The 26,432-nt window shown below is 62.9% G+C and carries 23 protein-coding genes and 12 pseudogenes; 22 read left to right on the plus strand and 13 right to left on the minus strand.

All coding sequences use genetic code 11. The annotated features are described in order from the left end of the window. Positions 1 to 13: 13 nt before the first annotated feature. The 5 genes and pseudogenes from EP837_RS20165 to EP837_RS20185 all read left to right on the plus strand — a co-directional run bounded on the left by EP837_RS20165 (position 14) and on the right by EP837_RS20185 (position 5,001). Positions 14 to 319 (plus strand): conjugal transfer protein TraD, encoded by a 306-nt coding sequence (locus tag EP837_RS20165; RefSeq protein WP_020817745.1) that lies wholly within the window; start codon positions 14 to 16, stop codon positions 317 to 319. Positions 320 to 356: 37 nt separating this feature from the next. Then, entirely contained in the window at positions 357 to 584 is a 228-nt protein-coding gene (locus EP837_RS20170) for a conjugal transfer protein TraD (protein WP_020817744.1), read from the plus strand. Then, positions 581 to 1,499, plus strand: a pseudogene (locus EP837_RS20175) (HEPN domain-containing protein). The gene EP837_RS20170 and the pseudogene EP837_RS20175 overlap by 4 nt, the downstream one beginning before the upstream one ends. Position 1,500: 1 nt before the next feature. Next, positions 1,501 to 3,168, plus strand: a complete 1,668-nt coding sequence (locus tag EP837_RS20180; protein WP_020817742.1) for a type IV secretory system conjugative DNA transfer family protein — start codon at positions 1,501 to 1,503, stop codon at positions 3,166 to 3,168. A gap of 920 nt (positions 3,169 to 4,088) precedes the next feature. After that, positions 4,089 to 5,001 (plus strand): annotated as a pseudogene (locus tag EP837_RS20185) (replication initiation protein). A gap of 104 nt (positions 5,002 to 5,105) precedes the next feature. Here EP837_RS20185 and EP837_RS20875 read toward each other — a convergent pair. After that, positions 5,106 to 5,390 (minus strand): annotated as a pseudogene (locus EP837_RS20875) (Tn3 family transposase); the annotation flags it as partial. 63 nt (positions 5,391 to 5,453) lie between these two features. Beyond that, a pseudogene (locus EP837_RS20190) lies at positions 5,454 to 5,972 on the minus strand (helix-turn-helix domain-containing protein); the annotation flags it as partial. 61 nt (positions 5,973 to 6,033) lie between these two features. On the opposite strand from EP837_RS20190, the pseudogene EP837_RS20195 reads away from it, so the two are divergent. Continuing rightward, positions 6,034 to 6,483, plus strand: a pseudogene (locus EP837_RS20195) (IS6-like element IS6100 family transposase); the annotation flags it as partial. Positions 6,484 to 6,515: 32 nt separating this feature from the next. Here the strand turns inward: EP837_RS20195 and EP837_RS20200 are convergent. Next, positions 6,516 to 7,109, minus strand: coding sequence for a recombinase family protein (locus tag EP837_RS20200; protein WP_013039114.1), 594 nt, complete (start codon positions 7,107 to 7,109; stop codon positions 6,516 to 6,518). Between the two features lie 139 nt (positions 7,110 to 7,248). On the opposite strand from EP837_RS20200, the gene EP837_RS20205 reads away from it, so the two are divergent. From EP837_RS20205 to EP837_RS20220, 4 genes and pseudogenes are all read left to right on the plus strand, one after another. Continuing rightward, a complete protein-coding gene (locus EP837_RS20205; RefSeq protein ID WP_008829513.1) occupies positions 7,249 to 10,206 on the plus strand; it encodes a Tn3 family transposase in 2,958 nt (985 codons plus the stop codon). A gap of 57 nt (positions 10,207 to 10,263) precedes the next feature. Then, a pseudogene (locus tag EP837_RS20210) lies at positions 10,264 to 10,584 on the plus strand (IS6-like element IS6100 family transposase); the annotation flags it as partial. Positions 10,585 to 10,632: 48 nt separating this feature from the next. Continuing rightward, positions 10,633 to 10,980 (plus strand): annotated as a pseudogene (locus EP837_RS20215) (recombinase family protein); the annotation flags it as partial. A gap of 2 nt (positions 10,981 to 10,982) precedes the next feature. Further along, positions 10,983 to 11,507: a GNAT family N-acetyltransferase gene (locus tag EP837_RS20220; protein ID WP_011607966.1), complete on the plus strand. Its 525-nt coding sequence runs from the start codon at positions 10,983 to 10,985 to the stop codon at positions 11,505 to 11,507. A gap of 64 nt (positions 11,508 to 11,571) precedes the next feature. Here the strand turns inward: EP837_RS20220 and EP837_RS20225 are convergent, their stop codons facing one another. From EP837_RS20225 to EP837_RS20235, 3 genes are all read right to left on the minus strand, one after another. Further along, positions 11,572 to 11,838, minus strand: coding sequence for a hypothetical protein (locus EP837_RS20225; RefSeq protein ID WP_020817760.1), 267 nt, complete (start codon positions 11,836 to 11,838; stop codon positions 11,572 to 11,574). 25 nt (positions 11,839 to 11,863) lie between these two features. Further along, on the minus strand, positions 11,864 to 12,499 hold the full coding sequence (locus EP837_RS20230; RefSeq protein ID WP_015063478.1) for an AAA family ATPase: 636 nt from the start codon (positions 12,497 to 12,499) through the stop codon (positions 11,864 to 11,866). Positions 12,500 to 12,579: 80 nt separating this feature from the next. Next, positions 12,580 to 13,215, minus strand: a complete 636-nt coding sequence (locus EP837_RS20235) for a transcription elongation protein SprT (protein WP_020817759.1) — start codon at positions 13,213 to 13,215, stop codon at positions 12,580 to 12,582. Between the two features lie 502 nt (positions 13,216 to 13,717). Between EP837_RS20235 and EP837_RS20240 the strand changes: the two genes are divergently transcribed. The 3 genes from EP837_RS20240 to EP837_RS20250 are packed head-to-tail and all read left to right on the plus strand — an operon-like array spanning position 13,718 to position 15,045. Beyond that, complete coding sequence (locus tag EP837_RS20240; RefSeq protein WP_020817758.1) at positions 13,718 to 14,137, plus strand: putative toxin-antitoxin system toxin component, PIN family; 420 nt, start codon at positions 13,718 to 13,720, stop codon at positions 14,135 to 14,137. A 2-nt stretch (positions 14,138 to 14,139) separates the two neighbouring features. Next, positions 14,140 to 14,418, plus strand: a complete 279-nt coding sequence (locus EP837_RS20245) for a toxin-antitoxin system HicB family antitoxin (protein ID WP_020817757.1) — start codon at positions 14,140 to 14,142, stop codon at positions 14,416 to 14,418. 6 nt (positions 14,419 to 14,424) lie between these two features. Then, positions 14,425 to 15,045 carry a histidine phosphatase family protein gene (locus EP837_RS20250; protein WP_015063474.1) on the plus strand — a complete coding sequence of 207 codons (621 nt, stop codon included), beginning with the start codon at positions 14,425 to 14,427 and terminating at the stop codon, positions 15,043 to 15,045. On the opposite strand, the pseudogene EP837_RS21750 reads toward EP837_RS20250, so the two are convergent. Together EP837_RS21750 and EP837_RS20260 are read right to left on the minus strand one after the other, a co-directional pair. Further along, a pseudogene (locus EP837_RS21750) lies at positions 15,042 to 15,389 on the minus strand (tyrosine-type recombinase/integrase); the annotation flags it as partial. The gene EP837_RS20250 and the pseudogene EP837_RS21750 sit on opposite strands and share 4 nt — an antisense overlap. A gap of 54 nt (positions 15,390 to 15,443) precedes the next feature. After that, a complete protein-coding gene (locus EP837_RS20260) occupies positions 15,444 to 16,208 on the minus strand; it encodes an IS6 family transposase (protein ID WP_006949122.1) in 765 nt (254 codons plus the stop codon). Between the two features lie 66 nt (positions 16,209 to 16,274). On the opposite strand from EP837_RS20260, the pseudogene EP837_RS21225 reads away from it, so the two are divergent. Next, positions 16,275 to 16,367, plus strand: a pseudogene (locus tag EP837_RS21225) (PEP/pyruvate-binding domain-containing protein); the annotation flags it as partial. 101 nt (positions 16,368 to 16,468) lie between these two features. Further along, on the plus strand, positions 16,469 to 18,070 hold the full coding sequence (locus EP837_RS20265) for a long-chain fatty acid--CoA ligase (protein WP_066532668.1): 1,602 nt from the start codon (positions 16,469 to 16,471) through the stop codon (positions 18,068 to 18,070). 80 nt (positions 18,071 to 18,150) lie between these two features. Here the strand turns inward: EP837_RS20265 and EP837_RS20270 are convergent, their stop codons facing one another. Continuing rightward, complete coding sequence (locus EP837_RS20270) at positions 18,151 to 18,915, minus strand: IS6 family transposase (protein WP_006949122.1); 765 nt, start codon at positions 18,913 to 18,915, stop codon at positions 18,151 to 18,153. 36 nt (positions 18,916 to 18,951) lie between these two features. On the opposite strand from EP837_RS20270, the pseudogene EP837_RS20275 reads away from it, so the two are divergent. The 4 genes and pseudogenes from EP837_RS20275 to EP837_RS20290 form a co-directional block, all read left to right on the plus strand. Then, a pseudogene (locus tag EP837_RS20275) lies at positions 18,952 to 19,323 on the plus strand (recombinase family protein); the annotation flags it as partial. A 33-nt stretch (positions 19,324 to 19,356) separates the two neighbouring features. Next, positions 19,357 to 19,572: pseudogene (locus EP837_RS20280) on the plus strand (type IV secretory system conjugative DNA transfer family protein); the annotation flags it as partial. 78 nt (positions 19,573 to 19,650) lie between these two features. Next, entirely contained in the window at positions 19,651 to 19,995 is a 345-nt protein-coding gene (locus tag EP837_RS20285; protein WP_225870703.1) for a hypothetical protein, read from the plus strand. Positions 19,996 to 21,066: 1,071 nt separating this feature from the next. After that, positions 21,067 to 22,170 carry a replication initiator protein A gene (locus tag EP837_RS20290; protein ID WP_004213366.1) on the plus strand — a complete coding sequence of 368 codons (1,104 nt, stop codon included), beginning with the start codon at positions 21,067 to 21,069 and terminating at the stop codon, positions 22,168 to 22,170. A 44-nt stretch (positions 22,171 to 22,214) separates the two neighbouring features. On the opposite strand, the gene EP837_RS20295 is transcribed toward EP837_RS20290, so the two are convergent. The 3 genes and pseudogenes from EP837_RS20295 to EP837_RS20305 form a co-directional block, all read right to left on the minus strand. After that, complete coding sequence (locus EP837_RS20295; RefSeq protein WP_017501683.1) at positions 22,215 to 22,499, minus strand: ribbon-helix-helix domain-containing protein; 285 nt, start codon at positions 22,497 to 22,499, stop codon at positions 22,215 to 22,217. After that, the gene (locus tag EP837_RS20300; RefSeq protein ID WP_017501684.1) at positions 22,499 to 23,134 is read right to left on the minus strand and encodes a nucleotide-binding protein; all 636 of its coding nucleotides are present in this window, start codon (positions 23,132 to 23,134) and stop codon (positions 22,499 to 22,501) included. The genes EP837_RS20295 and EP837_RS20300 overlap by 1 nt, the downstream gene beginning before the upstream one ends. Positions 23,135 to 23,255: 121 nt before the next feature. Beyond that, positions 23,256 to 23,887 (minus strand): annotated as a pseudogene (locus tag EP837_RS20305) (transcription elongation protein SprT). Between the two features lie 415 nt (positions 23,888 to 24,302). On the opposite strand from EP837_RS20305, the gene EP837_RS20310 reads away from it, so the two are divergent. From EP837_RS20310 to EP837_RS20320, 3 genes are read left to right on the plus strand one after another with little or no spacing between them, the layout of a single operon-like run. After that, positions 24,303 to 24,584, plus strand: coding sequence for a type II toxin-antitoxin system RelB/DinJ family antitoxin (locus EP837_RS20310; RefSeq protein ID WP_017501687.1), 282 nt, complete (start codon positions 24,303 to 24,305; stop codon positions 24,582 to 24,584). Next, the gene (locus tag EP837_RS20315; RefSeq protein ID WP_026109291.1) at positions 24,553 to 24,873 is read left to right on the plus strand and encodes a type II toxin-antitoxin system YafQ family toxin; all 321 of its coding nucleotides are present in this window, start codon (positions 24,553 to 24,555) and stop codon (positions 24,871 to 24,873) included. Before EP837_RS20310 ends, EP837_RS20315 begins: the two co-directional genes overlap by 32 nt. 2 nt (positions 24,874 to 24,875) lie before the next feature. Next, positions 24,876 to 25,496, plus strand: a complete 621-nt coding sequence (locus EP837_RS20320; protein ID WP_017501689.1) for a histidine phosphatase family protein — start codon at positions 24,876 to 24,878, stop codon at positions 25,494 to 25,496. 33 nt (positions 25,497 to 25,529) lie between these two features. On the opposite strand, the gene EP837_RS20325 is transcribed toward EP837_RS20320, so the two are convergent. Next, positions 25,530 to 26,090 (minus strand): recombinase family protein, encoded by a 561-nt coding sequence (locus EP837_RS20325; RefSeq protein WP_017501690.1) that lies wholly within the window; start codon positions 26,088 to 26,090, stop codon positions 25,530 to 25,532. Positions 26,091 to 26,432 lie beyond the last annotated feature (342 nt).

A 26,432-nucleotide genomic window follows, 5' to 3' on the forward strand; every position in this document is an offset into this window, starting at 1 on the left:
CGAGGGAGAGGATATGCGGAAGGTGCGCGACTATGACGCGGAGCTGCGGGCGCTGAACGACAAGGCGCGCGCGCTCAAGGCGAAGAAGGTTCAGCAGCTCGGCGAGCTAGTCACGTCCACCGGGGCCGACGCACTCGACCCCGACACGCTGGCGGGCGCGCTACTCGCTGCTACCGAAAGCGCCAACGCGGACGAAAGGGAGGCGTGGCGCGTGAAGGGCGCGGCCTTCTTTCAGGGACGCGGGCGCAAGGCTTCCCGACGCGCTGGCGGCAACACTCAAGGCGGACACGAGACTGGCGCAGGCGAGACGCCGCGTTGAAGCCGCGCAGCGCCGCACCGATACGAGGGGATGGGTCGTGGCCCGCCGCGAACGCACCCGCCATCTCATAGAGCTGGGCGGCCTCGTCCAGAAAGCCGGCCTTGTCGATCTGACCGACGACGACCGCGCCACCCTTTACGGTGCGATGCTCGACCTCGCCGCGCGTGTCCAGGGTGACGACGCCAGCAATATGCTGGCGCTCTGGAAGCGGCGCGGCAAGCGAGCGTTTGACGCGGAGGCGAACGCCGGGGCGGGTCCGACATGATGCGCGACGGCCTCGATCATCTTCCCGCCGTCAAGCGCCGCGAGCTGGAACGGGTCGCCCGCGTCCTGTTCGATGAATTTGAGGATGCTGTCAAAACCAAGCTCTCCGACAAGCGCAAGGGCGGCCGCATCCTCAAGCTGATCCTGTTCGGCTCCTATGCGCGCGGCGATTGGGTCGAGGATCGCGCCAGCGGCTATATTTCCGACTATGACCTGCTCATCGTCGTCAACTCCGACACCTTCACCGATCTGCAAACATGGTGGGCGGCCGCTGACGATCATCTGGTGCGCGAGCTGACCGTCACCAGGCACCTCGCCACCCCCGTCAATTTCATCGTTCATTCGCTGATGGACGTGAACGACCAGCTCGCGCGCGGCCGTCCCTTCTTCGCCGACATAGCCCGCGACGGCATCGCCCTCTACGAAGCGCCGGGACAGCGCCTCGCTGCGCCCCGCCAGCTCTACGCGGAGGAACGCCACGCCGAAGCCATGGCGCACTATGACAAGTGGCTCCCCGATGCCGCTTACTGCCTGACGCTCGCCGAATATGCGATCCGCGACGGCAAGACCAACCATGCCGCCTTCATGCTCCACCCAGGCCGTCGAGCGCGCCTATCATGGCCTCCTGCTCGTCCTGACGCTCTACAGCCCCAAGTCGCACCGCCTGACCGTCCTGCGCTCGCTCGCCGAAAACCTAGACCCCCGGCTGATCGAAGCCTGGCCGCGCGACACCCGCGCCGCTCGCCGCGCCTTCGCGCAGCTCCAGCGCGCCTATGTCGAGGCACGCTATTCCCCGGCCTATGAAATCACCCCCGACGAACTGGCGTGGATCATCTACCGCGTGAAGCATCTCCACGCGATCGCAGCCGCGATCTGCGCGGAACACCTCGCCGGCAACGGAAAAGGAACGGCCTGACATGGAATGGTTCCGCCAGCTCGGCCGCGCGCTCCGCAACGTCGCCCGCCTGTCGCGCCGCAATCCAATATGGGCGATCACGGCGCTGACCCTTAGCCCGATCGCCCTCATTCGCCATCTGCTGCGCGTCGCGGCCCTGTTCCTGATCGTCGCCCTGGTGCTGGGGCTGGGGATGCCGCTCATCGCGGAAAAGCTGCTCGGCCTGCCCCGCGATTCCCTGATCTACCAGGCATTGATGATGCTGACGGGCCTAGTCGTCATCCTCATCGTCCTGCGCGCCCTCTTTCAACCGCTAATCCTGCGCTATGGTGGCCTTGACGGCGACGACACGCACGGCTCGGCCCGCTTCGCCACGGCGAACGAGACGCGCGCCCTCGCCCGCGCCGATACCGGCCTGCTGATCGGCCGCGACATGAAAACCCGCAAGCTGCTGCGCTATCCCGGCCCCGCCCATCTGCTGACGATCGCGCCGACGCGCACCGGCAAGGGGGTGGGCACGATCATTCCCAACCTGATCGACTATCCCGGCCCGGTCGTGTGCATCGACCCCAAGGGCGAGAACGCCATCGTCACCGCGCGCGAGCGCGCCAGGTTCGGTCCGGTCCATATCCTCGATCCGTTCGGCATCACCGGCCTGCCCTCGGCCGCCTTCAATCCGCTGGATCGGATCGACCCCGCCGGTCTCGATCTCGCCGACGACGCCATGACGCTCGCCGACGCGCTGGTCTATGACGCTCCCGGCGAAGCGGGCGAGGCGCATTGGAACGACGAAGCCAAGGCGCTGATCGCCGGCCTGATCCTCCATATCGTCGCCAGCGAGCCGCCCGCGACCCGCACCCTCGCCACGCTGCGCGATCATCTGACGCTCGCCCCGCAAGCCTTCGCCGCCCTGCTCTCCGACATGCAAGGCTGCGGCGGCCTGGTCGCGCGCGCCGCCAATCGCCATCTCGGCAAGTCCGACAAGGAAGCCTCCGGCGTGCTGTCGGCCGCGCAGCGCCATACCCATTTCCTCGATTCCCCACGCATGGGCCGGGTTCTCGGCCGCTCGGATTTCGCGTTCGCCGACATGAAGGCGTCGCCGGCGACAATCTTCCTCGTCCTGCCGCCCGATCGCATCGCCGCCTATGCCCGCTGGCTGCGCCTGATGATCGCGCAAGCCCTCACCGATCTGTCGCGCGGCGCGGTCCCTGCCCGCCCCGTCCTGTTCCTGCTCGATGAATTTGCCGCGCTCGGCCGCCTCGATCCGGTCGAACGCGCTATGGGCCTGATGGCCGGCTACGGCGTCCAGCTCTGGCCGATTTGCCAAGATATTCACCAGCTCCGCACGCTCTACCGCGAGCGCGCCGGCACCTTCTTCTCCAATGCCGGGGCGTTACAGATATTCGGCGTCAACGACCATGACAGCGCCAAGCTCGTCTCCGATCTGCTCGGCCAGGAAACGGTGATGTTCGAGACGATGAGCCGCGCTCTCGATGCCGACGAAACCGGAATCTCGTTCGGCGTGCAACATGTCGGCCGCCCGCTGCTGACCCCCGATGAAGTCCGCACCCTGCGGCCCGATTTGCAGCTCCTGTTCCTCGCCGGCCAGCGCCCGATCGTCGCCACCAAGCTCGCCTATTATGTCGATCGCGAGTTCGCGGGACGGTTCGATCCGGTGCAGCCCGTTTAAACGGCTTCAAGCGCAAGCATCATAATATCATTTGTATATCTAACCGATGGCGTTCCGCCATATATCGGCATCCGTGAAATCGTCCGAAAGCGTTGAAAATCTACCGCTGCCGCGCGAAAGGTGAGTTTTGGGGTATCGGCTCACTTTTCGCGGGTCGGCGCGGCGAGGCGACAAGGATCTACTTTCAGAAAAATCCTGCCCTGGGACGCCCATAGAGCGGCTTAGCACGTTCGACTCTCCCCGACCTATCGAACGCCCGAAATGCCGTCCAGCGGCCCGGAAATCGCACCAGTAGCGACGTTTCCGCCTGCCCTGCCCTCTCGAATAGATCGCTGCCCTATCCGCCTGGCTTTTCTGGAAAGCCAATTGCGACAGTGGAGCTGGGCGCGGTGCTGGAAGGTTGGGCGCTACGGTGCGACTAATCTCCCTTTATAATTAAAAGCGTGCCGGCGAAGCCGGCTCATCATGGGGGATGCCGGGTGGGAGGATGGCTTTAGCCATCCGGGGCGGCCGAAGGCCGCGAGCCGGCGGGGGCGAAGCCCCCAAGAGGCGGCGCTTTTCTTCTTCTTCAGCAGCGGCGCGGGATAGCGTGGCGAGTTATCCACAGACGAACCTACCCCAAAGCTCACCGTTCGCGTTCTGATTCAAAGATTCTTCTTAGATTCAAGATTCAGGGTGCCTCAAACCCGCAGAAAACCTAGAGAAATGGCCTCGAAAAGTGAGTGTTGGGGTCGAGTCGCGTGAGTTTTCGGGTAGCCTTCGGTGAGCTTTGGGGTCGGTAAAGGTGAGTGTTGGGGTCGAGTCCGGTGAGTGTTGGGGTATGGGCATTTTCATCGGTGAGTTTTGGGGTATCCCCTCCCTATGGTCGAACGGCGAGCTTTAAGAATTGCCTAGCTCACTTTAATTGCTAAGGTGAGCGCATGAATCATGCAACCTCACCTGTAAATGGCGGAAAGGCAAAGGTTGCCCTGGACGGCGACACCGCTCTGACCCTCGCGCAAAAGGGACGCGGCAATCCCTTTGATCCCGCCAATTATGGAGAAATTGTCAAACCCGGCGAGCTGGTCGATATTGTCGAGCTGTCCCCCCCTCACCCTCGCCGATCGGCGAATCTATAACCTGCTGATCGCCAACGCCTGGGAGCGGATCGGCGAGCCGGTCATCCACCGCATCCCGAAAAGCGCGCTCAAAGGCACGCACCAGGGCAATGAGCGCATAGAAAGCTCGCTGCTGCGCCTGATGGGCACCATCGCGATCGTCACGATCCGCAAGGGCGGCAAGAGCTTTAAGCGCCGCGTCCAGCTTCTCGGCCCCAGCGATGAAAGCCTCGAAAAAGACGGGTTCCTGCATTACCGCATCCCCGAAGAACTGATTGAGATTTTGCGTAACAGCGAGGTCTATGCCCGCCTCAAGACGCAAGTGATGTATTGTTTCGAGTCGAAATACGCGCTCTGCCTCTATGAAATGATCGAGCGCCGTATCGGCCTCGAATACAAGCAAAGCGAGGAGTTCACTATCGCGGAGCTGCGCGGCCTGCTCAACGTGCCGGAAGGCAAGTTGGAACGCTTCGCCGATTTCAACAAATACTGCCTCAAGGTCGCTCAAGAGGAAATCAACAAGCTCTGCCCCTTCTGGGTCGAGTTCACCCCGATCAAGAAGGGCCGCAAGGTCGAGCGGGTTTCGATGATGTGGCTTCCCAAGACCATGAGCGGCCGTCGCGACGCGCAAAACCTGATCGACCAGCATAGCATTGTGCGGCGGGCGAAGCTGCGCGGAGACATACCCGAAATGCCGGTGCTGGTGGATTTCAGCGCGCCAGCGGCCCAAAGGTGAGGCCCTACCCCAAAACTCACTTTTCGCGCGCTGCGCCTGCCTAGCCTGCGACGCCCATCTCCTCGCCGGCCCTATCGGGGGCGTTTGCGGGAGGGGGCGGAATCCTACGCTAAGGATTTGGGCCAGCGATATTCCCCGGTTAGATTGATGTGTTCCCATCCCAACGGCGAGACGTGGGCGAGTAGATCAGGCTCGATATGGGTACCGCTGGCGGCCCGGGTATTGACGACCTCGCCGAGCTTCATGGTGTTCCAGAATATGATGATGGCGGCGAGCAGGTTCATTCCGGCGATGCGATAGTGCTGGCCTTCGCCGGATCGATCCCGGATTTCACCTCGGCGGTGGAAGCTGATGGCGCGCTTTAGGGCGTGGTGGGCCTCACCCTTGTTGGCCCAGTCGGCCCGAAGCTGCGATTTTGGCCATGTTGAAGAACAAAGATTGAACATGGCGATCTACCAGGCTCGCTCTTGTCCTCCAATCTCGTAAACATCGGTCTCGATCGAGCACCTGTAGCTCTCTGCGATGTTGAACATCTCTGTCTGGAGAGATGCGATCTCATCATCGAGGCTGACGCCATCGGCACCCTGATCATAGGCGACGGTCAGCGTGTAATCGCAGTTCCCGGTCTTTTGCATCTGGTAATCCCGCTCCAGCATCGCCTCAATGCGCTCGCGAGCGGGCTTTCTGCCACGACCATGCTTGTTGAAGTTCTCGATGGTCAGATGCAGGGCGATGGTGACAGAAGGCGGCTTTTCCGGCAGCCCGATCCTTGAAGGAATGACGTCAAGCGCCCGATAGACGGTCATTCTTGAGATCTTGAGGTCGCGCGCGACGCTGGCCTTGCTCGCGCCGGCGGTGATCCGGCGTCGGATTTCATCGTCATCGATGTTTTTCTTCCGGCCTTTGTAGACGCCTTCGGCGCGCGCCGCCTCGATCCCGGCGCGCTGCCGGTCCTTGATGAACGTCAGTTCGGCTCTGTTGCAAAAATCGTGAAGCTTGAGCATGCTTGGCGGAGATTGGACGGACGGAACGATGACGGATTTCAAGTGGCGCCATTTCCAGGGTGATGTGATCCTGTGGGCGGTGCGCTGGTATTGTCGCTATCCGATCAGCTATCGCGACCTTGAGGAAATGCTGGCGGAACGCGGCATTTCGGTCGACCATACGACGATCTATCGCTGGGTCCAGTGCTACGCCCCGGAGATGGAGAAGCGGCTGCGCTGGTTCTGGCGGCGTGGCTTTGATCCGAGCTGGCGCCTGGATGAAACCTACGTCAAGGTGCGGGGCAAGTGGACCTACCTGTACCGGGCAGTCGACAAGCGGGGCGACACGATCGATTTCTACCTGTCGCCGACCCGCAGCGCCAAGGCAGCGAAGCGGTTCCTGGGCAAGGCCCTGCGAGGCCTGAAGCACTGGGAAAAGCCTGCCACGCTCAATACCGACAAAGCGCCGAGCTATGGTGCAGCGATCACCGAATTGAAGGGGTGACTGCACGAAAGTGACTTATCTGCACGCTAAGAGCGAACGGACCGGGAACGCTGGGACTTTGTGTTCTTCTCCGTGGCTTCGAGGGCTTTGTAGAGGGCGGTTTTGCCGATCTTGAGGCGCGCGGCGGCCTCGCGAACTGTGAGGCCGGAAGCGATATGTTCGCGCGCCTTGCGGAGCTTGTCAGGTGTGACCACTGGCCGCCGCCCACCGGGGCGACCTCGCTCGCGAGCGGCCTTGAGGCCTGCATGGGTGCGCTCCCGGATCAGATCGCGCTCAAACTGGGCAAGCGAGCCGAAGATGTTGAACACCAGCATCCCGCCCGAAGTGGTGGTGTCGATGTTCTCGGTGAGCGAGCGGAACCCGATACCTCGCGTCGCTAGCTCGCCGACCTTCTCAATCAGATGGCTCATCGAGCGCCCAAGACGGTCGAGTTTCCAAACCACCAGCGTGTCGCCGCTGCGCAGATAGGCGAGCGCCTCGGCCAGGCCGGGCCGATCGGCTTTTGCACCAGATGCGTGATCGTCGAATATCCGGTCGCACCCGGCCGCGTTCAGCGCGTCGAGCTGGAGTGAGAGCTTCTGGTCTGCCGTCGAGACGCGCGCATAGCCGATCAACGCCACATGCAGCCCAATCCTGTCCGTTTTCCCATCATTATCTGATCTTGTCCGAATCGCCGTTATAGGTCCAGAGTTAACGGACATATTCCTGCTGGCCGCCAGAGGACCGTCTGACGGACACGCAAAGCGAAGGAGATGATGCTTGGCGAGACGGCGACTGGTGAGCCTGGAAATCTGGGCGAGGCATTATGGCGCGCCGCTCGATGAGCGCGAGATCGCGCGTCATTATACGCTGACCAGCGACGACCTGGAAATTGTCGGCCGCCGTCGCGGCGATGCCACCCGGCTCGGCTATGCGATGCTCATGCTATATATGAGATGGCCTGGCCGTGCGCTGGAAGCGGGCGAAGTCCCGCCCGCTCCTGTGCTCGCCTATGTGGCGCAGCAACTCGGCGTCGCGCCGGCAGCCTTCGCGGATTATGCCCATCGGGACCAGACCCGTCGCGAGCATCTCGTCGAAATCCGACGATCGCACGGGTTCAGGATTTTTGACCGCAACGCTTTCCGTGAAGTTGTCGCCTTCTCGGTCCCAATCGCGCAGACCATCATACACCCCGGCCAGATGGCAGACGTCATCGTCGATGAACTCCGGCGCCTGCAGATCCTCCTGCCTTCTCCGTCGATTCTCGAAGCGGTGCTGCGGCGGGCGCGCCAGCAAGCCGAACAGCTTACCTATGAAGTGCTCACGAATGGCCTGCTGCCTGACACCCTTCAGGGCCTGGACGATTTGCTGGCCCGACGACCGGGGCAGGTCGCGACATGGCTATCCTGGATGCGCAATGCGCCACAATCGCCGGCAGCGCGCAACATCCTGCGCCTGATCGAACGGCTCGCCTATATCCGCGCGCTGGGCCTCGATCGCGCCCGTGCCGACATGATCCCGGCTTTGACTTTTGACAGGCTGGCGGACGAAGGCAGCCGCATCACACCCCAGCACCTTGGCGAACTCAATGCCCTGCGCCGCCATGCGACGCTGGCGGCAACCGGCATCCGGCTTGAGGAAAGCCTGACCGACGCCACCCTGACGATGTTCGACAAGCTGTTGGGCAGCATGGCGCGCCGCGCCGAGAACCGGACCCGCGACAAAGCCCTCAAGACGGTGCGCGAGTTGCAAGGCCACCTCCGGACGCTCACGGGGTCTTGCCGCCTCCTCATCGACGCGCGCAGCAAGGGCGTGGATTCTCTGGCGCAGATCGAGGCGCTGGACTGGCAGCACTTCGCCGTGGCCGTCGAGCAGGCCGAAGTGCTCGGGCGACCGGAAACCGTCGATCGCACCGCCGAATTGATCGAGCGGCATCGGACGGTGAAGCTCTTTGTCGGCGCTTTTCTCAACGCCTTCGAGTTTCGCGGCGCCGGCGCGGTTCAGGGGCTCCTGTCAGCGCTGGCCATCATCGCGGAGCTATATCGGACCGGCAAACGGCGCTTGCCTGATCGCGTGCCGCTACGCTTTGTGCCGCCCGCATGGCGCCCGTTCGTCCTGCGGGATGGCATCGTTGATCGTGCCGCTTATGAACTATGCGCCTTGTCGCAACTACGCGAGCGGTTGCGAGCCGGGGATATATGGGTCGCGGGAAGCCGGCAGTTTCGCGATTTCGACAGCTATCTCATACCGCCGGCGACCTTTGCGGCGCTGCGCGAGAAGGGGCCGTTGCCGCTCGCCATCGAAACGGATTTCGAGCGCCATATCGAGGAACGGCGCACCAGGCTCGACACGGCGATCGAGCAGGTAACGGTCCTTGCACGGCAAGGGGAGCTGCCCCAGGTTAAGCTTGACGAAAACGGTCTCATCATCTCGCCGCTGAAGGCGGCAACACCGCCCGCCACCGAGATTGCCCGTCGCGCCGCCTATGATCGACTGCCGCGCGTGAAGATCACCGATCTTCTGCTGGAGGTCGATGCCTGGACCGGGTTCAGCGAATGCTTCATCCATCGTCGTTCGGGCCGGGAAGCCGACGATCGCAATGCGCTGCTCACGGTCATCCTCGCCGATGGCATCAATCTCGGCCTCACACGCATGGCGGAAACCTGCCGGGGCGCAAGTCTGCGTCAGCTCGCCCATCTTCACGACTGGCACATCAGCGAAGCCGCCTATGGCGAAGCGTTGGGAAGGCTGATCGACGCCCATCGCGCCATGCCGCTCGCCGCGCTGTGGGGAGACGGCACCACTTCGTCGAGCGACGGACAGCAATTTCATGCCGGGGGCCGTGGGGCCGCGATCGGCGACATCAACGCGCGCAGCGGCAACGAACCAGGCGTTGCCTTCTACACCCATGTCTCGGATCGATATGACCCCTTCGCAAGTCGGGTGATCGCGGCGACCGCTGGCGAAGCGCCCTATGTGCTGGATGGCTTGCTGTATCACCAGACCGGCCTGACGATCGAGGAGCACTACACCGATACGGGCGGGGCATCGGACCATGTGTTCGGCCTCATGCCCTTCTTCGGCTACCGCTTCGCGCCGCGCCTGCGCGACATCAAGGAGCGTCGTTTACACCTCCTTCCCGGCCAAGAATCCGGCCCCTTGCTTCCCGGCATGACGGCCGAACCGATCGCATTGGGTCATGTCGCGGCGCATTGGGACGAACTGCTGCGGTTCGCCACGTCGATCCGCACCGGCACCGTCACTGCTTCGGCAATGCTGCGCCGCTTGTCCGCCTATCCGCGACAGAACGGACTGGCCCTCGCACTACGCGAGCTGGGCCGCCTCGAACGCTCCATTTTCATGCTCGACTGGCTGCGCGACATCGACCTGCGCCGGCGCACCCAGGCGGGCCTCAACAAAGGCGAAGCCCGCAACGCGCTCGCCCGCGCGCTCTTCTTCAACCAGCTCGGCGAACTGCGCGATCGTCGGTTCGAGAACCAGACCTATCGCGCCTCCGGCCTCAACCTGCTCGTCGCCGCCATCATCTTGTGGAACACTCGCTATCTCGAAATGGCGCTGGCGGACATCGGCACAGCCGACGAAATCGCACGCCACATCGCGCCATTGGGCTGGGAGCATATCTCGCTGACCGGTGACTATAGCTGGAATGTTGAAGATCAACCCGATCCGGACGCCTTGCGACCGCTGCGCGCCGTCAACTCCCTACTTGCCGCGTGACGTTCGCTATCCGTTCGCCCTTTCCGTGCAGATACGTCACTTTCGTGTAGTCACCCCTTGAAGCGCGAAGGAAAGCTGGACCGGGAGACGGCCCACCGGCAGGTGAAGTATCTCAATAACGTGATCGAGGCCGATCACGGAAAGCTCAAGATACTGATCAAGCCGGTGCGCGGTTTCAAATCGATCCCCACGGCCTATGCCACGATCAAGGGATTCGAAGTCATGCGAGCCCTGCGCAAAGGACAGGCTCGCCCCTGGTGCCTGCAGCCCGGCATCAGGGGCGAGGTGCGCCTTGTGGAGAGAGCTTTTGGCATTGGGCCCTCGGCGCTGACGGAGGCCATGGGCATGCTCAACCACCATTTCGCAGCAGCCGCCTGATCGGCGCAGAGCGACAGCCTACCTCTGACTGCCGCCAATCTTTGCAACAGAGCCCTCACCGGCAAGGGCGCGCAGATCGACACCACGACGCCATCGGGCCGGATGGTGTTCGGCATTTTTGCCACACTGGCGGAGTTTGAGCGGGATATGATCCGCGAGCGCACCATGGCTGGCCTGGCCGCTGCCCGCGCGCGGGGACGCAAGGGTGGCCGCAAGTTCGCCCTCTCCAAGGCCCAGGTGCGGCTCGCTCAGGCTGCTATGGCCCAACGCGACACGTCCGTTTCCGACCTCTGCAAGGAACTCGGGATCGAGCGCGTCACTCTCTACCGCTATGTCGGTCCCAACGGGGAACTCCGGGATTACGGTCAGCGCGTGCTTGCTGCCAAAACGCGATGATGATGACGGGAGCCCCGATCAAACTTACCCAAGCGGACGCCGCAGACGTTGCAGACCTGTACAACCGTTGCAGCGACTATTTCCTGTTGCAGGACGGGGCCGCGCCCACGCTGGACGATGCTCGCGAGCTTTTCTCCGATGTGCCGCCCGAAAAGAGCGCCCACAATCAAGCTGTCCTGGGATGGAAGGGGCCTGGCGGCCTATATGCAATCGCGGCCATCCTCCGCGATTATCCGCGTGATGGCACATGGTATCTCGGCTTCATGATCGTAGATGCCGCACAGCGTGGTCGTGGCGTCGGACGCTCAATTTACTCGACGGTCGAAAGCTGGGCCGCTGCGAGAGGTGCCACAGAGATTCGGTTGGCCGTGCTGGAAGCGAATGAAGCGGCAGAGCGATTTTGGCGTTCTCTCGGCTTCATTGAGTATCGGCGCGTTGGGCCAGACACCTTCAAAATGCGTAGCCATCGCCGGATAGAACTGAGCCGTCGCCTTTCTGGCGCGACCGTAGAAGGCAGCAACAAGTAAGATCTCGCGCCGGCTATCTGGGCGAGCTTGGCGTAGGATTCCGCCCCCTCCCGCAAACGCCCCCCTATCCCTCGCCAGCATCGAGCGCGCGGCTCACCGTGAACTGAATCCATGCGCTGCGGCTGATCCCGCGCCGCTTCGCCGCCGCATCGACCTTCGCCAGCAAAGCGCGATCGAACCGCAACATGACCGGCGACTTGCGCGGCCCGTCCTCGGCCGCCTCCGTGATCGCCGGCGCTGTCGGTTTCGCGGCACCGGCTATGAAGGCGTCGGCCGCGTCGTCGGTAACGGGCGGCTTGGGCTTGCTATTCGGTTTACGAGCGATAGCCATTTTCATTCACTCCGCTATCATTATGCTATACAAATACCGCACTGACCAATGCGGCCAGCTCGTCTATCGCCTTGGCGTCGCGCGGGGATTGCTCGACCACCGCCCTGCCCTCGGCCGCCGCGTTCGGGAACGCTTTGCGGCGCACGATCGACGTGGGCAGCACCTCGATCCCCTCAATATCGCCGATCATCTGCAAGGCCGCCTCATTGTCGCCGCCCTGCGGGTCCGCGCCGTTGAGGACCGCGACGGCGCGCAGCCCCTCGTTGATCTCGCGCGCCTCGGCCACCAGCGCCGCCACCTGGTCGAGCGCCCACACGTCAAAGCTGCGCGGCTGCACCGGCACCAGCAGCGTGTCGGCCACGGTGAGCGCGGCGCGCAGCGAGCCGGTATCGCGTCCGCCTACGTCGATGATGATGTCATCATATTTGGGGGCGAGCTGGCGGACCTGGCTGCGAAGAGCCGCGCCAGTGAGCGCGACGGCGGTATAGCCAGCCTCGCCAAGCCGCTCGGCGCGCAGCTCCGTGAAGGTAAGGGCGGTTCCCTGCTCGTCGCCGTCCACTAGCAGAAGGTCGCGGCCCGCAAGCGCGCGCGCGACCGCGAGGTTCACGGCGAGCGTGGTCTTGCCGACGCCGCCCTTGGTGTTTCCGACCGCCAATATCATTCCGCTCTCGCTCCGCTGGCAATGTGCGCGCTATATAGCAGCGTTTGTAATGCTAGGCGATATACATTTGATGGCGGCGATTATTCGCCGCCCTCCCCCTCGTCCTCGTCGTCCAGCGGTTCGTGCTCCATCTGGCCATGATCCTCGATCGGGCAAAGCGGCGCTCCGGCCAGCTCAAGCCACTTGCGCGCGGTCCTCACCGTATAGCCGCACGTCGCGCACTCACATTTGAGCATCCGGGTTTTCTGCTTCTTGGGAGCGGTGGATTCGCCGTCCGTATCGAGACGGGCATGGGGGAGGGGGCCAACGGCTTTTAGGATCGGCGCGATAGCGACAAGAAACGCCTCGCCCGGTGTCGTCGCCCGCATCGGCCCGACCAGGCCAAGGCCAAGGGCGACCCGTTTAAACGCCTTCCCATGCCCTGCCGGGATGCCCACGGCCGCGTGGACCAGTTCATGCGCGAGGATCGCCGCGATCTGCGCCGGCATGGCGTCGGCCGCGTGGGCGAGGTCGGGACGGATAAAGATTTCAAAATGCCCATCTGCACTAAGCCGGTTGTCCCAGCACTCGCCGATCGCCTTGCCCTTGCGGCCCGTGCTGGTGAAGCCGATCGCCACGCGGATATGCGCGGGCAGGGGGGCGTCCAGCGCCTCGAACAGCGGGGCCATGCCCGCCGCCACCGCATTGAGCCAGCTTTCCCGGTTGTCCTGCGTCATCGTTTTTACTCCCTTCAAATCGCCTGTCCGGCGATGGCCGTGCCATCGGCCGGAACACGGACGCCCAAGAACGACGACAGGAGAGGGGGGCAGCGGGAATCTGCGGGAGTGGTGCGGGCGGGCGCTTCGCGCCAACCCGGTCCCGCTGATTCCCGTTGCTGGGGAGAGGGGGACGGAACGCCCTCTCCCCACGCAAATAAACGACACGCCGGCGCACGCCGGCACGACAGGGCAGGGGCAAGGCCCCTGCCTCACGCGAGGATCGTCACGCTTATGCGCCAAGACCGCTTGCGGGCTTGGTCGGAGCGGTCACGCGGAGATAGAGCCGTGCCCGAAGGGTCGCGCCCGATATTGCCTTTTAATGTCCATATGACAGCGTAACGATAGCGTTATGATATACAGATGATTGATTTCTACTCGCCTTGTCGCCGGCTCATCGCTTCGCCAGTGGCGGACTAGAGCCATCTAGAAAAACATCCCATAGGATGTTATATTAAGCGCGATGCAAAGAGTCGTATTAGATACCTCGGTTATCGCCACGGCGCTGCGGAGCCAAACGGGAGCGAGCTTCGCCCTACTGCGCGCCGTCGAGTATGGCCGCTTGAAGATACTCGCCACGCCGTCGCTGTTCCTCGAATATGAGGACGTGCTGAAACGACCGGAGCAGCGGCAAGTGTCGGGGCTGACGTTGGAGGCCGTGGACGAACTGCTTGGCGAGCTGGCGGCGCTGATCGAGCCGGTGGAGGTGCATTTGCTGTGGCGGCCGCAACTACGCGACCCCGACGACGAAATGGTGTTGGAAGCGGCGATTAACGGGCGGGCCGATGCGCTTGTGACTTATAATATCCGCGATTTCCGGGGCGCAGCCCCGCGCTTCGGAATCCGGTTGATGCAGCCCGCCGATCTGTTGAAGGAGTTATGACAATGAGCAAGGCGACCTACCCGCTCAAGCTGCCAACCTCGATCAAGGCGGCAGCGGCGCGACTGGCAAAGGAAGATGGCGTTAGCCTCAATCAATGGATCGCAACGGCGGTCGCGCAGAAAATTGGCGCGGTCGAGACGGCGGCCGAGTTCTTCACGCGCCGCGCGAAGGGCCACACCGGCAGCGGCCTGGGCCGTATTCTCGACAAGGTGCCTAATCGGCCGCCCGAAGCCGGCGACGAATTGCCGGAAGGCTGGACGCTCGATCGCCTGCGCCAGTAATCCGGCATGAGGGCCATCTTCATCCGGCACGGCGAAAGCACCGGCAACGCCGGCGTGCCGTGTCACGATCTGGCGACGATCGAGCTGACGGAGCGCGGCCAGGAACAGGCCCGCGCGGTCGCGGCGAGCTGGACGGAAGCGCCCGCGCTTATCGTCACGTCGCCTTATACCCGCACCCGGCAGACGGCCGCGCCGACGATCGCGCGCTTTCCCGGCGTGCCGGTGGAGACGTGGCCGATCGAAGAATTTACCTATCTCCAACCCTCCCGATGGAACGGCACGCGCAGCGCCGAAAGGATGCCGCACCTCGAACGCTATTGGAGCGCGGCCGATCCTGATTATTGCGACGGGGAAGGGGCGGAGAGCTTCGGCACGCTGCTACGGCGCTGCGAGGCCGCGCTGGCGCGTCTCGCCGCCATGCCTGCTGACTCGCTGGCCTATGTGTTCGGGCATGGGCAATTCATCCAGGCCGCACGCGCAATCGTCGCCGACGCTCATATGGATGACCGGGCCAAGATGCGCGCGTTCTGGCGCAAGGGGGAGCCGCCCGCGATCGGCAACGCGCAGCGGGTGGGGTTTCATTGGCAGGGCGACCGCTGGGCCTGTGGGCCAGCGGTCGCCGCCTAGATCAACACCCGCTCCACCTCGTCCAGCGTCACGTCATCAGGCCGTCGATCGTAGAGCTGGGTGGTGCGCGTCGAGCTGTGGTTCGCCATCGTCGCGGCCGTCTCCAACGTGCCGCCATTCTTCAAATAGGTGGTGATCCCGGTCGCGCGGAAACTGTGATTGCCGATCGCCGTGCCGATCTCGGCCGCCGCCGCGCGCCGCCGCACCATCGCGAAGGCATTGGCTTGGGGCAGGGGGGTATCGCTTAGTCGCTTAGTGCCGCGCGCGATGGTGCGGAACAGCGGCCCTTTGCGGTCCTCGCGCAAACCGCACCCGTCGATATATTCGACCAGGTAATGCTCAAGATGGCTCTGTTGCAAACATGGGGCACGGCCGCGCGGCGTCACCCAGTTGGGGGATTAGGCAGCATTGGCGAAATGCTTATTGAGCATAATCATGGTTTCGGTCAGGGCCGAGGGTCCAATTCCGAATGCTCTTTCAACCAGGCGCACCTCCCCCATGATACCTGGCTGCAGGCACCATGCCTGGGCCTGTCCTTTGCGTAGGGCGCGCATGACCTCGAAGCCCTTGATCGTGGCGTAGGCCGTTGGCATCGACTTGAAGCCACGTACCGGCTTGATCAGCATCTTCAGCTTGCCGTGGTCGGCCTCGAGCACGTTGTTCAGATATTTCACCTGCCGGTGCTCGGTTTCCGCCGCCAGTTTGCCTTCGCGTTTCAGCTCAGCGATTGCTGCGCCGTAGCTGGGTGCCTTGTCGGTATTGAGTTTGGCCGGCTTTTCCCAGTCCTTCAGGCCACGAAGAGCTTTGCCCAGAAAGCGCTTCGCCGCTTTGGCGCTGCGTGTCGATGACAGATAGAAATCAATCGTGTCGCCCCGTTTGTCGACCGCCCGGTACAGGTAGGTCCATTTGCCCCGCACCTTTACGTAGGTCTCATCCAGACGCCAGCTCGGATCAAAGCCGCGCCGCCAGAACCAGCGGAGACGCTTCTCCATCTCCGGCGCGTAGCGCTGCACCCAGCGATAGATCGTCGTATGATCGACATCGATCCCACGCTCGGACAGCATTTCCTCGAGATCACGGTAGCTGATGCCGTATCGACAATACCAGCGCACCGCCCATAGGATGACCTCGCCGGTAAAATGCCGTCCTTTGAAATCGTTCATCGCAACTGACCTTGACAGTACATGAGCCCAATCTTGGAAACCGTGTCAGAGTTTGCAACAGAGCCCGGCAGGGCACCAGCCATCATCAAACAGCGTGAAAGGATCAAACGACAGACCATCGAATATCGGCGCTTGCAACACCGCAAGCTCGCCGCTTAACATCCATCCCCTGACGAGGCCCGCACTCCGCTAATTTACGCCGCGAGTCGTGCCAAATGTTCTGACGACGGACAGGAGAGTAACAATTGCTTCAGGGTTTGATGCAGGATGCGCCGCTCAACATTCATGACATTCTGCGCTTTGCATCGGTTGCGCATGGTTCCCGGGAGCTTGTTTCGCGCAATGTCGACGAGCCGGTCTGGCGCTATGATTATGCGCGGGCCTGGAGGCGTGCGGCACAGGCCGCGCATGCTTTAGCCACACTCGGCGTCGAGCCGGGCGACCGGGTGAGTTCGCTGGCGTGGAACACGCATCGCCACTTCGAACTGTTCTTCGCGGTGCCGGGCATGGGCGCGGTGCTGCATACCGCCAATCCGCGCCTGCCCGAAGATCATCTGGTCTTCACGATCAACCACGCGGGTAGCAAGGTCCTGCTGCTCGACCGCAACATGGCCGAGATCGTCGACCGGATCAAAGGCCAGCTGGAGACGGTGCAGCATTATGTCGTTCTGAGCGACGCCGAGCGCATGGTAGACGGCTTCGAATGCTACGAGAGTCTTATCGCCGCAGAGGCGGAGGACTATCCCTGGCCGAAGCTGGACGAGAATGCAGGCGCATTCCTGTGCTACACCTCCGGCACGACAGGCGACCCCAAGGGCGTACTCTATTCGCATCGTTCGGTCGTGCTGCACGCGCTGGCCGCCGGACTACCCGGAGCGCTCAACTTCTCCGCCTTCGATGTGGTGATGCCCTGCCAGTCGCTCTATCACGCGACCGCCTGGGGGCTTCCCTTCGCAGGCGCGATCAACGGAGTGAAGTTCGTCTTCCCTTGCGACAGGTTCGACGGCGCGAGCCTCCAGCAGATGATCGCCGATGAAGGCGTCACTTTCTCTGGCGGCGTCCCGACGATCTGGACGATGTATCTCGACCATCTGGCGAAGACCGGGGAGGCGCCGGGCAAGCTTCAGCGCGTGATCATCGGCGGTTCGGCTGTGCCGCGCGACATGGCGGTGGCCTTCGACCGGCTCGGCGTCGCCGTCCAGCAGATCTGGGGCATGACCGAGACCAGTCCGCTGGGCGTCGTCTCCACCCCCACCCCCGCGCTGGCAGCGCTGGGCAAGGATGATGAGAACGAGGTCATCTGGACGCGCCAGGGCCGGATGATGTTCGGTATCGAGATGAAGATCGTCGATGATGACGACAATGCCCTGCCGCATGACGGCGAGCAGTCCGGCGCGCTGATGGTGCGCGGTCCCTGGGTGCTGGAACGCTATTACCGCGCCGATGCCTCCGCGATCGACGCCGAGGGCTGGTTCGATACCGGCGATATCTCGACCATCGACCGGTTCGGGTTCATGCGGATCACCGATCGCAAGAAGGACGTCATCAAGTCGGGCGGGGAATGGATCAGCTCGATCGACCTGGAAAACATCGCGGCAGGATGCCCTGGCGTGAAGGTGGCGGCGGTGGCCGGCGTCTATCATTCCAAATGGGAGGAACGCCCGATCATGCTGGTCGAGCCTCTCGAGGTAGGATCGGTGACCGAGGATGCCATGCGCGAGTGGCTCGAACCGCGGATCATCAAATGGTGGATGCCCGACCGCATCATCCTGGGCGCCGTCCCTCTCACCGCCACCGGCAAGATCGACAAGAAGGCCATCCGCGACAAATATGGCCAGGTACTGGCCGAACCGGCGACCTGAGGCCGGCCGCAGCGATCCTATATTCTCAGGCTCTGTTGCAAACATGGGGCACGGCCGCGCGGCGTCACCCAGTTGGGGGATTAGGCAGCATTGGCGAAATGCTTATTGAGCATAATCATGGTTTCGGTCAGGGCCGAGGGTCCAATTCCGAATGCTCTTTCAACCAGGCGCACCTCCCCCATGATACCTGGCTGCAGGCACCATGCCTGGGCCTGTCCTTTGCGTAGGGCGCGCATGACCTCGAAGCCCTTGATCGTGGCGTAGGCCGTTGGCATCGACTTGAAGCCACGTACCGGCTTGATCAGCATCTTCAGCTTGCCGTGGTCGGCCTCGAGCACGTTGTTCAGATATTTCACCTGCCGGTGCTCGGTTTCCGCCGCCAGTTTGCCTTCGCGTTTCAGCTCAGCGATTGCTGCGCCGTAGCTGGGTGCCTTGTCGGTATTGAGTTTGGCCGGCTTTTCCCAGTCCTTCAGGCCACGAAGAGCTTTGCCCAGAAAGCGCTTCGCCGCTTTGGCGCTGCGTGTCGATGACAGATAGAAATCAATCGTGTCGCCCCGTTTGTCGACCGCCCGGTACAGGTAGGTCCATTTGCCCCGCACCTTTACGTAGGTCTCATCCAGACGCCAGCTCGGATCAAAGCCGCGCCGCCAGAACCAGCGGAGACGCTTCTCCATCTCCGGCGCGTAGCGCTGCACCCAGCGATAGATCGTCGTATGATCGACATCGATCCCACGCTCGGACAGCATTTCCTCGAGATCACGGTAGCTGATGCCGTATCGACAATACCAGCGCACCGCCCATAGGATGACCTCGCCGGTAAAATGCCGTCCTTTGAAATCGTTCATCGCAACTGACCTTGACAGTACATGAGCCCAATCTTGGAAACCGTGTCAGAGTTTGCAACAGAGCCAGGTATCGGGTTCCGCTCGCTCACCGAGAACATCGACACCACCACTTCGGGCGGGATGCTGGTGTTCAACATCTTCGGCTCGCTTGCCCAGTTTGAGCGCGATCTGATCCGGGAGCGCACCCATGCAGGCCTCAAGGCCGCTCGCGAGCGAGGTCGCCCCGGTGGGCGGCGGCCAGTGGTCACACCTGACAAGCTCCGCAAGGCGCGCGATCATATCGCTTCCGGCCTCACAGTTCGCGAGGCCGCCGCGCGCCTCAAGATCGGCAAAACCGCCCTCTACAAAGCCCTCGAAGCCACGGAGAAGAACACAAAGTCCCAGCGTTCCCGGTCCGTTCGCTCTTAGCGTGCAGATAAGTCACTTTCGTGCAGTCACCCCGTGTTCGAGACGATGAGCCGCGCGATCGACGCGGAGGAAACCGGCATATCGTTCGGATCGCAGCATGTAGCGCGGCCGTTGCTGACGCCGGATGAAGTCCGCACGCTGCGCGAGGATTTGCAGCTCCTGTTCCTTGCGGGGCAACGGCCGATCGTCGCCGCCAAGCTGCGCTACTACGCCGATCGCGAGTTCGCCGGGAAGTTCGACAAGGCGTGAACGGACACTATCGACGAAGTGAAAAAGGCCGTTTGCTGTATAGTGTCAGAACTGCCGCCAAGGGCGGAAGGATAGAATATGGACCAACGCGTCATTGATCTTTGGGACCGGCTCATGGCCTATGGAGAGAGCGGTTCCGCACCTCTTCCGGCGATCCGCGACGAAGTGTTGGAGCTGCACGAAGCGATCACCGATGAGGAAAGCCGGCTCGGCCTCATGCGGATATTCAATCTCGTCTGCGATCTTGTGGCGGTGCATCTCCAAGAGACGAACGGCGATCTTGAAGCCTTCGCCCAGCACCGGCAGGGCAGATATGGATGTTCCTGCGCGCGGAATGTCTTGTCGATGGGCGCGTTGGACCGGAGCCGGCTGCGATATGTGACATGGCGCGAAGTCCAGGCCGGCCGCCATGACCGAGGATGATCCGCTGCGCCGCTACGCATTGGGCGATGACTCCGCCTTTGATGAGCTGATGGCCGCGCGACGCCACCGAAGCGGACGCGCCACTAGGCGCGAATGTATAGGCGTATACAAATATACATGTTCGCCGTCTGTTCGCCCTTGGCGTTGTTTAGCGGACTTTCCGCGCCCTGCCCTGCCGGCTCTTGGCGTAGGATTCCGCCCTCTCCCGCAGCAATGTTCGGGGCCAAATCCGTGAAATCGTTGCCTGGCGCACAAACCTTGAGGCTCGCCGTTTCGATCCCCGACCTCGCGAGGATCTAGCTTTCCAGAAATCGGCCGCATGGGAAGCCCGTAGAGCGCCATTGCCGCTTGGACCCTCCCCGGCCTGCCAAACGTCCAGAATGAAGCCCAGCGGCCCGGAAATCGCCCCTGCTGCGACGTTTCCGCCTCCCCTGCCCTCTCGGCTCGATCACCGCCCTATCCGCCTGGCTTTCCTGGAAAGCCAATTGCGACGGTGCCGCTGGCGCTGTGGTGTCGATAGAAGCGGGGCGTTTAAACGATCCTCAATCTAGCAAAAAGCGTGCCGGCGAAGCCGGCTCATCATGGGGATGCCGGGTGGGAGGATCGCAAAGCGATCCGGGGCGGCCGAAGGCCGCGAGCCGGCGGGGGCGAAGCCCCCAAGAGGCGGCGCTTTTCTTCCCTCTGACCGGTGCCGGTAGCGCGGCGCGAGTGGATCATGCTGCCTCTGTCCCGAAAATCAGGACAAGTTGTTCGATCTGGCGGGACGCTGGTGGGTGAAACCACGATGATCCGGCGTCGAGTGGGCGCTGCGGTTAAAGTTATCCACAGGTCGGCCTAGTGTTAATATATGGGTTAAAGAGTCGTGTTACGGGATTTTGGCGGTTTCATAAGCAACTGAAAATATTAGAATAATCGGGCGTTTTTTTGCCCTCGGCGTCAACGGAACCCCGAATCTGGTGACTCCAGAACCCCGAATCTGCGTCAACGAAACCCCGAATCGCGATCACCCGTCAATGAAACCCCGAACTTTTCCGTTGCGTCAATGAAACCCCGAATCTACGGTGCGCGTCAATGAAACCCCGAATCGAGCCTGACCGTCAACGAAACCCCGAACTCCCGCTTGCCGTCAATGAAACCCCGAACGGCGCGGAGGGACGCCCTCCCCTGCTGCCTGTTCGCTACCCCGATCCCGATCTGTTCATTTGCGATGTTCTCGACGCCATCCCCAAGGATGACATGGCCTCGATGGAGCATCCGATTTTCTCGCTCGCGACCAAGCCCGATCGGCGCGTGTTCCGCTATGAGCATAACGGCAACAAGCTCGAAATCGTCCCCAGCGTCAAAGGGCTGGCGACGATCCACGACAAGGATATTCTGATCTACTGCATCTCCCAGCTCATCGGGAAGATGAACCAGGGGGAGCGACCGAGCCGCACCTTGCACCTCACTGCTCGCGATCTACTGGTGTGGACCAACCGGCAAACCGATGGCGACGGCTATGACCGGCTGCGGAGCGCGTTCGAGCGGCTGTCGGGGACGCGGATCACCACGAATATCAAGGCCGATGGCGAGGAAATCACCGAAGGTTTCGGCCTCATCAATGAATGGCGGATCGTGCGGCAAACCCGCTCCGGCCAAATGTCGGAAATCAAGGTCACGCTATCCGACTGGCTGTTCAAGATGGTTGAGGGGCGCAGCGTCCTGACGCTCCATCGCGACTATTTCCGCCTCCGCAAGCCGCTCGAACGGCGTATCTACGAGCTGGCGCGCAAGCATTGCGGCGCGCAGGAAAAATGGTCGATCTCGGTCGAAACGCTACAGAAAAAGACCGGCGCGAGTAGCCATTTGCGCGTGTTCCGCTCGATGCTGCGCGATCTCGTCGCGCACGATCATCTGCCCGACTATGCCGTGGAAATGAACGGCGATACGGTCACGTTCCGCAATCGCGAGGCTCTGGATACGGTCGAGGCGATCGAGGCGGAACCCGAGCGGCCCTATATCGACCCCGAAGGCTTCCACGACGCCAAGAGCGTTGCGCCTGGCTATGACGTTTACGCGCTCTATGACCAATGGGTGTCATGGTGGATCGACAGCGGGCGGCCGGAACTGAAAAGCCCCCGCGCCGCCTTCATCGGCTTCTGTCGCAACAAGCACAAGACTGCCCCCTTGCGCTAGTATAGGTGTATAGATGTATAGGTGTATAATTGTATACATCTATACTAGCCGGCGATGCGCCCCCTTCCCTTCTTCACAAACAGGTCGTCCAGCGCCTCGCCCAGCAGGCTTTGAACGGTCGTCCCTTCCTCGGCCGCGATAATGCGAAGCTGCGTGCTGACCTCGGGAGGGAAATGCCCGCCAATCAGCTTGGTCCCCTGTCGGCCGCTCGGCGGGGCCTTGCGGGTCACGTCTACCGGCTCGATCGCCGACGCTGGGGCCGGGGCCGCGTCTCCGTCCGCCTTGGCGCGGTTCAGCACCGCTTGCAGACTGTTTCCGCCCTTCGCCATCACGCCACCTCCGCCTGATTGTATAGGCGTATATTTGTATACTCGTATAGTCGGCGGATTTCGTCGGCCGCTGGCCCATGCGGCTCGAACTCCTGCACGGCCCGGCCTGCGGCTTGGGCGCGGAAAAAGGCTTTGCGGTTGCCGATCGTCACCGGGCAAACCGTCGCGCCTAGCTCCGCCACGGCCTGAATCGCATCGCCAGTTTCCTGACCTTGCGGGGGCACGAAGGTAAGGACCACGGCAAAGGCGCGGTCGAGCTGGCGCACCACGTCGAGGGTGTGCGTCATGCTCATCGTGTCGAACACGGCCGTCTTAGTCGGGATCAGGATGAAATCAGCGTGACGCGCTGCCTCATAGGCCACGTCGCGCGCGACCGCCGCCCCGTCGATCACGACAAGATCGGTGCCGGCGTCCTCGCAGGCTTTGAGCATAGCGGGCAGGCGCACCGGCTGAATCGACGCCACGGCGGGCGTGTCGAGCTGGCGCACGTCCTTCCAGAACGAGGCCGTCGCCTGCGGGTCCAGGTCGATGATCGCGGCGACCTTGCCCGCCTGCTCGGCCGCGACTGCCAGACAGGTCGCGAGCGTCGTTTTCCCAACGCCGCCTTTCTGTGAGAGAATGGCGAGAACCTTCATGCTACACTCCTACACGTATAATCCTATACTTGTATACACAATAGACCGGGAGGGGAAGCCCTGTCGTTCCCGAAATGACGATAGGGAGGCGCTGAATCTGAAATGACGAAAGCGCGCCGCATCATTCCTCCGGTTCGGCGTCGTCATCGTCCAGCGGCTCATGCTCCATCTGGCCGTGATCCTCGATCGGGCAAAGCGGCGCTCCGGCCTGCTCAAGCCATTTGCGCGCGGTCCTCACGGTATAGCCGCACGTCGCGCACTCGCATTTGAGCATCCGGGTTTTCTGCTTCTTGGGCGCGGTCGACTCCCCGTCCGTGTCGAGACGGGCATGGGGGAGGGGGCCAACGCACTCCAGGATCGGCGCGATGGCCGCAAGGAACGCCTCGCCGGGGGTGGTGGCGCGCATCGGCCCGACCAGCCCCAGCCCAAGGGCGACCCGTTAAACGTCTTCCCATGCCCTGCCGGGATGCCGACAGCGGCATGGACCAGCTCATGCGCGAGGATGGCTGCGATCTGCGCCGGCATCGCGTCGGGCGCGTGCGCCAGGTCCGGGCGGATGAAGATTTCAAAATGCCCGTCCGCGCTCAACCGATTATCCCAGCACTCGCCAATCGCCTTGGCCTTCGCGCCTCTGCTGGTGAAGCCGATCGCCACGCGCACGCGGTCGGGCAGGGGGGCGTCCAGCACCTCGAACAGCGGGGCCATGCCCGCCGCCACCGCATTGAGCCAGCTTTCGCGGGTTTCGTGGGTCATCGTCCTTACTCCCTTCAAATCGCCTGTTCGGCGATGGCCATGCCATCGGCCGGAACACGGACGCCCAAGAACGCCGGCGAGAGAGGGGGGCAGCGGGATTCGATGGGGGTGGTGCGGCCGCAGCGCAGCGAGGCACGGCCCCGTCTAATCCCGTTGCGGGGGAGAGGCGGCCGGGACCGCCTTTCCCCCTTCAAACAGGATCGACGCCGGCGCACGCCGGCACCATGAAGCGAGACCCGCTTGCGATCTCGCCCCCGCCATGTGGGTCGTCACCTTGGGCCAAGACCGCTTGCGGGCTTGGGGAACGAAGCGAGTAGGGCCACGGTGCCGCGCCAGCGGCAGGCGCCGCCCCCTAGCCTGGATTGAAATTGTTGCTCAACTGAGCTACATTATCGGCTTGACTAAGGAGGTTCCAATGGCCGCTACCGCTTTCGTGCGCGCGCGCATCGACGAAACATTGAAGGATGAAGCCGCCGCCGTGCTGGCCGAGCTGGGGCTGACCGTCTCGGATGTGGTCCGCATGACCCTCACGCGGGTCGCCAAGGATCATGCGTTGCCGTTCGAGCTGAAGGTGCCGAACGCCGAGACGCGCGCCGCGATCGAGGCGTCCCGCGCGACGATGAAGGCTCGCCGCGCCCGTTTCACCGATGCCCAGGAAATGTTCGATGCCCTCGACCAAGAAGCCCGCCAGCAGTAAGCGGGCGGCGTTCCCAAGAGAGGCGTCCTACGAAAAAAGGTTCGTCAAGGATTGGGAGCGGCTGTCGCGCAGCGGGCGCTACAACATGAAACAGCTCAAGGAGGCGATGATGATGCTCATCGCCAACGACGCGCCGTTAGGCCCGGAATGGCTGGATCATCCGCTGAAAGGCGATTGGAGCGATCATCGCGAGTGCCATATCGGCGGCGATTTCCTGCTGATCTATACGATTGAGGGGAATCTGGTGAACTTCGTGCGCGCCGGCACTCATGCGGAACTGTTTGAATAGCCATGCGCGTAATCTTCATTCGCCACGGCGAATCTACCGGCAACGCCGGCGTGCCCTGCCACGATCTCGGCGCGATCGAGCTGACGGAGCTGGGCCAGGAACAGGCACGCGAAGTCGCGGCGAGCTGGATAGAAGCGCCCGCGCTCATCGTCACGTCGCCCTATACCCGCACGCAGCAGACGGCTGCGCCAACGATCGCGCGCTTTCCCGGCGTGCCGGTGGAAGTGTGGCCGATAGAGGAGTTCACCTATCTGCAACCGGCGCGCTGGAACGGCACGCGCAGCGCGGAGCGGATGCCGCACCTCGAACGCTATTGGAGCGCGGCCGATCCTGATTATTGCGACGGGGAAGGGGCGGAGAGCTTCGCCACCCTGCTCCGGCGCTGCGAGGCCGCGCTGGCGCGGCTCGCCGCCATGCCGCCCGCCTCGCTGGTCTATGTGTTCGGGCATGGGCAGTTCATCCAGGCCGCGCGCGCGATCGTGGCCGACGCTCATCTTGACGATCAGGCAAAGATGCGCGCCTTCTGGCGCAAGGGCGAGCCGCCAGCGATCAGCAACGCGCAGCGGGTAGGATTCCGCTGGCATGGCAGGCGCTGGGAATGTGCGCCGGCGATCGCCGCCTAAATCAACGCCAGAGAGGGCGGGGGGCGTCGCTCATCACCCCTGTAGCCGCGAAATCGTCGCTTGGCTGACGTTGAACAGCGCCGCGACCGATCGCTGGGTGTCGCCTGCGTCGAGCTTGCGCCGCGCCTCGGCCTGCTGGTGCGGGGTGAGGGCGCTCTTGCGGCCGAACTTGACCCCGCGCGCCTTGGCCTGGGCGCGGCCAGCGCTGGTGCGCTCGGCGATCCGCTGGCGCTCGTAGCTGGCCGCGACGCCTAGAACGGCAATCACAACTTCGGCGAGCTGCGAGGTCGTGTCCACCATCGGTTCGGCGATCGAGCGGAAGCCGGCCCCGGCCTCCTTTACCGCATGGAGGATGTTCAAGAGGTCGCGCGTGTTGCGGGCGAGGCGATCGGTCGCCGTCACCATCAGCACGTCGCCGGGATCGAGCGCGCCGATCGCGCGCTTGAGCTGGGGCCGCTCGGCCGACGCGCCGCTGATCTTCTCGCGGTAGATCTTCGCGCAGCCCGCCGCCTCAAGCTGGGCGAGCTGCTGGGCCAAATCTTGGCCGTTGGTGGAGACGCGCGCATAGCCGTAAATCATGGCGCGATTCTGCATCAGATTTTTGCATCAGGGAAGGGCACGGAAAAGCGCGGCTTTTGGTTTGATGCGAAACTTTTGACTTCGCACCAGAGCTTTTCCTGTGTGCCCTTTGGCGGGATAACCGAACACACCAGCATTGCTGTCGCTCGCTTAGTTCACGCAGACAGGCACCCTAATCGTATTCATTGGGCCTCCACCTGCGCTCGCTATATGACGAGTTTGCCAGACGGTACGGGTACACTTGCCCTTTTTACGGTTTTTGCTCGTCGGTTGTTCTCGAGGCGGGGGCGCTGAATTGGCTTGGCTATTCGCCGGTTCGCGTGGGGGACAGATACCTTGCCTTTCCATGATTTCGCG

Source organism: Sphingobium sp. EP60837, from assembly GCF_001658005.1.
GTDB lineage: Bacteria > Pseudomonadota > Alphaproteobacteria > Sphingomonadales > Sphingomonadaceae > Sphingobium > Sphingobium tyrosinilyticum.

Excerpts from the sequence above, each read along its gene's own strand:
- EP837_RS20260 (WP_006949122.1), bottom strand. The coding sequence starts at position 16,208 with ATGAACGATTTCAAAGGACGGCATTTTACCGGCGAGGTCATCCTATGG.
- EP837_RS20270 (WP_006949122.1), bottom strand. The coding sequence starts at position 18,915 with ATGAACGATTTCAAAGGACGGCATTTTACCGGCGAGGTCATCCTATGG.
- EP837_RS20230 (WP_015063478.1), bottom strand. The coding sequence starts at position 12,499 with ATGATATTGGCGGTCGGAAACACCAAGGGCGGCGTCGGCAAGACCACG.
- EP837_RS20245 (WP_020817757.1), top strand. The coding sequence starts at position 14,140 with ATGAGCAAGGCGACCTACCCGCTCAAGCTGCCAACCTCGATCAAGGCG.
- EP837_RS20250 (WP_015063474.1), top strand. The coding sequence starts at position 14,425 with ATGAGGGCCATCTTCATCCGGCACGGCGAAAGCACCGGCAACGCCGGC.
- EP837_RS20285 (WP_225870703.1), top strand. The coding sequence starts at position 19,651 with ATGGACCAACGCGTCATTGATCTTTGGGACCGGCTCATGGCCTATGGA.
- EP837_RS20225 (WP_020817760.1), bottom strand. The coding sequence starts at position 11,838 with ATGGCTATCGCTCGTAAACCGAATAGCAAGCCCAAGCCGCCCGTTACC.
- EP837_RS20165 (WP_020817745.1), top strand. The coding sequence starts at position 14 with ATGCGGAAGGTGCGCGACTATGACGCGGAGCTGCGGGCGCTGAACGAC.
- EP837_RS20240 (WP_020817758.1), top strand. The coding sequence starts at position 13,718 with ATGCAAAGAGTCGTATTAGATACCTCGGTTATCGCCACGGCGCTGCGG.
- EP837_RS20180 (WP_020817742.1), top strand. The coding sequence starts at position 1,501 with ATGGAATGGTTCCGCCAGCTCGGCCGCGCGCTCCGCAACGTCGCCCGC.
- EP837_RS20220 (WP_011607966.1), top strand. The coding sequence starts at position 10,983 with ATGACGGGAGCCCCGATCAAACTTACCCAAGCGGACGCCGCAGACGTT.
- EP837_RS20295 (WP_017501683.1), bottom strand. The coding sequence starts at position 22,499 with ATGGCGAAGGGCGGAAACAGTCTGCAAGCGGTGCTGAACCGCGCCAAG.
- EP837_RS20310 (WP_017501687.1), top strand. The coding sequence starts at position 24,303 with ATGGCCGCTACCGCTTTCGTGCGCGCGCGCATCGACGAAACATTGAAG.
- EP837_RS20235 (WP_020817759.1), bottom strand. The coding sequence starts at position 13,215 with ATGACGCAGGACAACCGGGAAAGCTGGCTCAATGCGGTGGCGGCGGGC.
- EP837_RS20300 (WP_017501684.1), bottom strand. The coding sequence starts at position 23,134 with ATGAAGGTTCTCGCCATTCTCTCACAGAAAGGCGGCGTTGGGAAAACG.
- EP837_RS20290 (WP_004213366.1), top strand. The coding sequence starts at position 21,067 with ATGAAACCCCGAATCGAGCCTGACCGTCAACGAAACCCCGAACTCCCG.
- EP837_RS20320 (WP_017501689.1), top strand. The coding sequence starts at position 24,876 with ATGCGCGTAATCTTCATTCGCCACGGCGAATCTACCGGCAACGCCGGC.
- EP837_RS20265 (WP_066532668.1), top strand. The coding sequence starts at position 16,469 with ATGCAGGATGCGCCGCTCAACATTCATGACATTCTGCGCTTTGCATCG.
- EP837_RS20315 (WP_026109291.1), top strand. The coding sequence starts at position 24,553 with ATGCCCTCGACCAAGAAGCCCGCCAGCAGTAAGCGGGCGGCGTTCCCA.
- EP837_RS20325 (WP_017501690.1), bottom strand. The coding sequence starts at position 26,090 with ATGCAGAATCGCGCCATGATTTACGGCTATGCGCGCGTCTCCACCAAC.